Source organism: Methylophaga sp. UBA1464 (assembly GCF_002325665.1).
Lineage (GTDB): Bacteria > Pseudomonadota > Gammaproteobacteria > Nitrosococcales > Methylophagaceae > Methylophaga.
This window is the reverse complement of sequence record NZ_DCSO01000082.1, coordinates 3864-7138: the sequence shown is the minus strand read 5'-3', so window position 1 is coordinate 7138 and position 3275 is coordinate 3864. Positions and strand designations below refer to the sequence as shown.

The following is a 3275-nucleotide window of genomic DNA, read 5'->3' as shown; positions in this document are numbered from 1 at the left end:
GTTGATGGAAAAAATCTCCTGCTTGAGCTTTTCCATCGCTTCTTGCCAACTGTCATCATTCAGACTATTGGCAAATTCAGCATACACGCCTGCTGTCCCGTTTTTCTTATGCTCAAGTAGCAGATTGGTGATACCACCGTATGCTGAAACAACAAATACACGATTGTAAATTGACTCGTTATGAACCGGTTTCAGAATAATATTGTCGCGCACCGCGACATAGTCGCTCATTGAGGTGCCGCCTATTTTTTCTACCGTATGAAATTGCATATCTACTCTCTGTTAATTCGTTGTACTCCGGACCAAACCGGAAAGGCTGCATTGCCTGTTATTCAGTTACTGCTTCAGCGTCTAGTTCATAGGCACCTTCAGCGTTGTGAACTTCTTTACCATTCAAAGGTGGGTTGAATACGCAGGCAAGGTGAAGTTCTTTAAATGCACGCAGGATATGGCGATCATGTTTATCCAGGTTGTATAAGGTTCCCGGTGTGATTTTGTAGACTTTGCCGTCATCCAGTGTTTCCACTTCACCTTCGCCACTGATGCAATACACTGATTCCAGATGATTCTGATAATGCATACGGAAATCGGCACCGGCATAAATTGTAGTGATATGGAATGAGTACCCCATATTGTCATCTTTCAATAACATACGGGTGCTTTCCCAATTACCATCCGGCGAAACGATACGACGAGAGGTTTGTTGTGCTTCTTGTAGTTGTCTGACAATCATGACTTGTCCTCTGTTAATTACTTGTAAAGTCCGGTGACCGAAAGATCAGTCACCGAATTAGAAAGATAAGTAGATCCCGGTTGATTAACTTGCTGCTTTGTTATCGGCCGCTTCAAACGTATCGGATTTACTGGCTTCGTCACTCACTGAGTAATCACCTTCAAAAAAGTCTTTTTCTTCCGGAATACTATCTGCCTTATCACACACTTCCTTAATGGCTTTCTCCAGAATATCGATACCTTTTTTCAGGTTTTCATCGGTAATTGTCAGTGGACAGAGAAATTTCACCACATGATCATCGGCACCACTGGTTTCGATAATCAAACCGTTCTGGAAACATTTACGGGTGATTTGACCCGCTAATTCGCCGCTGACGCAGTTGATGCCACGGAACATGCCCCGACCATGTGAGTTGAAGTTACCTTCGCCATATCTGGTCACAATAGCATCAACACGATCAGCAATATATTGACCTTTACGTTGTACTTCTTTGGCAAATTTATCGTCTTTCCAGAAATAGTCCAGCGCGGCTTTAGCAGTGACAAATGCGTGATTATTACCACGGAATGTACCGTTATGCTCACCCGGAGACCATTGATCAACTTCCGGTTTCATCAGTACTACAGCGAATGGCAGTCCATAACCACTCAATGATTTCGATAAGGTGACAATGTCCGGGTAAATACCCGCTTCTTCAAAGCTGAAGAACGTACCAGTACGCCCACAGCCAGCCTGAATATCATCGACAATCAGCAATACCTCATGGCGCTTGCAGATTTCTGAAAGGCTTTGTAACCATGTCATTGAAGCAGCGTTAATTCCACCCTCACCCTGTACAGTTTCAACAATTACCGCAGCGGGCTTATCAACACCACTGCTGGAATCCGATAACATCTTGTCGAGCAGGTTGGTGGTATCTACATCATCACCAAGATAGCCATCATAAGGAATACGGGTTGAACCGTGTAAAGCGATACCTGCACCACCACGATGGGTTGAGTTACCCGTCACCGATAATGCCCCCAGGGTTTGACCATGCCAGCCATTAGTGAAAGAGATAATATTTTCACGACCGGTTTTTTTACGGGCAATTTTTAATGCCGCTTCAACGGCATTGGTTCCGGTTGGACCGGTAAACATGACGATGTAATCAAGGTCACGGGGTTTTAGAATATTCTCGTTAAAACTTTCTAAAAACTCACCCTTGGCACGAGTGTGTAAATCCAGGCCTTGAGTAATACCATCACGTTGAATGTATTCGATCAGTTTCTCTTTAAATAACGGATGATTGTGACCATAATTCAGCGAACCGGCACCGGCCAGAAAGTCTATATATTCATTGCCGTCATCATCGTAAATCAACTCGCCTTGTGCCTTGTCAAATAAACGAGGGAACGCGCGGGCATATGAACGCACTTCTGATTCGATCTCTTCAAAAATTTTCATTCGCTTTTCTCTCCTGTGGAAATTTTGGTCATTGCTGACCTGAATTCATTATGGGTTAGGCAATTGGCTTGAATGGGCCAACTTTGACTAACATTTCAGTATCGTGTTGATTGGCAAAATGCTGATGACGATCAAACATAACACTACTGCTTATTTCGGTATCCAGCTTACGAGCCAGACTCTCAAATAACGCCCATGATGCTTTGTTATCCGGGGTTATTGTTGTTTCAATTCTTTTTATATCGCGGTTTTGTTCTCGCGAAAGAATCGCTTTTAACATTCTTCCGGCAAGCCCCTGACCTCGGGCTTTTTCGCCAACGGCTACCTGCCACACAAACAGTGTTTCAGGGCGTTTAGGAATGCGATAACCGGAAATAAAACCGACTAATTCATTGTCAAGAACAGCCGCAACGGCTGTTTCTGCAAAATGACTGCTTTGCAGTAAGTTGCAATACATTGAGTTGGTATCTAAAGGGGGGCACGCTGAAATGAGTTTATGCACATCTGCACCCAACTCTGCCGTTGGTTGCATCAACTCTATAGGTAAGGGTGCGGGTTTGGTTTGGGTCATATTTATAATCAACTCTAATGTTTATTACACTAAGCACTAAATGGCTTATAAAAAATAGAAATTGCCATCACATTTTTCATTAATCAATACAATCATACATTTATGACTTGCAGATGACAGAATCTAAATATATAGTACACTAAACAAATTAAAAGTCCAGACCACACAATGTCGCACAATTTAGTTTGATAACGTTGAAATTGGATGTAGTTTAAACCGGATTGTGTTTGAAAAGAGGTCTGCCCCAAGTTGAACCATTTGTAAAAAAACGTGGGAGAATATGCTGAATTCAATCCAAATTAATACTGAGACTATCGACGCGCTTGGACTAGACAAAGAGCAAAGGGAACACCTGTTGAATCACATTGAAGAAGTGCTTATTGCGTTACGCCGAGTTATCCGCGCTACCGATCTACATTCTAAATATCTGGCCAAAACCACCGGGCTGACGGCACCACAGATTCTCTTGTTACAAACCCTGCGAGATAAAGGGCAAGTCACCATCGGCGAACTGGCTCAGGAAAG

At 43.1% G+C, this 3275-nt stretch carries 3 protein-coding genes and 2 pseudogenes; 1 reads left to right on the top strand and 4 read right to left on the bottom strand.

Going from position 1 to position 3275, the window contains the following annotated elements; all coding sequences use genetic code 11:
* From B3O33_RS10425 to ectA, 4 genes and pseudogenes are all read right to left on the bottom strand, one after another.
* A pseudogene (locus B3O33_RS10425) lies at window positions 1–270 on the bottom strand (aspartate kinase); the annotation flags it as partial.
* Window positions 271–328: 58 nt separating this feature from the next.
* Window positions 329–733, bottom strand: a complete 405-nt coding sequence (locus tag B3O33_RS10420; RefSeq protein ID WP_292360090.1) for an ectoine synthase — start codon at window positions 731–733, stop codon at window positions 329–331.
* 84 nt (window positions 734–817) lie between these two features.
* A complete protein-coding gene (ectB, locus tag B3O33_RS10415) occupies window positions 818–2179 on the bottom strand; it encodes a diaminobutyrate--2-oxoglutarate transaminase (protein WP_292360092.1) in 1362 nt (453 codons plus the stop codon).
* A 55-nt stretch (window positions 2180–2234) separates the two neighbouring features.
* Window positions 2235–2750 carry a diaminobutyrate acetyltransferase gene (gene ectA / locus B3O33_RS10410; RefSeq protein ID WP_292360094.1) on the bottom strand — a complete coding sequence of 172 codons (516 nt, stop codon included), beginning with the start codon at window positions 2748–2750 and terminating at the stop codon, window positions 2235–2237.
* Window positions 2751–3030: 280 nt separating this feature from the next.
* Here ectA and B3O33_RS10405 point away from each other — a divergent pair.
* Window positions 3031–3275: pseudogene (locus B3O33_RS10405) on the top strand (MarR family transcriptional regulator); the annotation flags it as partial.

Bases quoted from the DNA above. Each gene is read 5' to 3' on its own strand.
- B3O33_RS10420 (WP_292360090.1), bottom strand. From the start codon at position 733: ATGATTGTCAGACAACTACAAGAAGCACAACAAACCTCTCGTCGTATC.
- ectB (WP_292360092.1), bottom strand. From the start codon at position 2,179: ATGAAAATTTTTGAAGAGATCGAATCAGAAGTGCGTTCATATGCCCGC.
- ectA (WP_292360094.1), bottom strand. From the start codon at position 2,750: ATGACCCAAACCAAACCCGCACCCTTACCTATAGAGTTGATGCAACCA.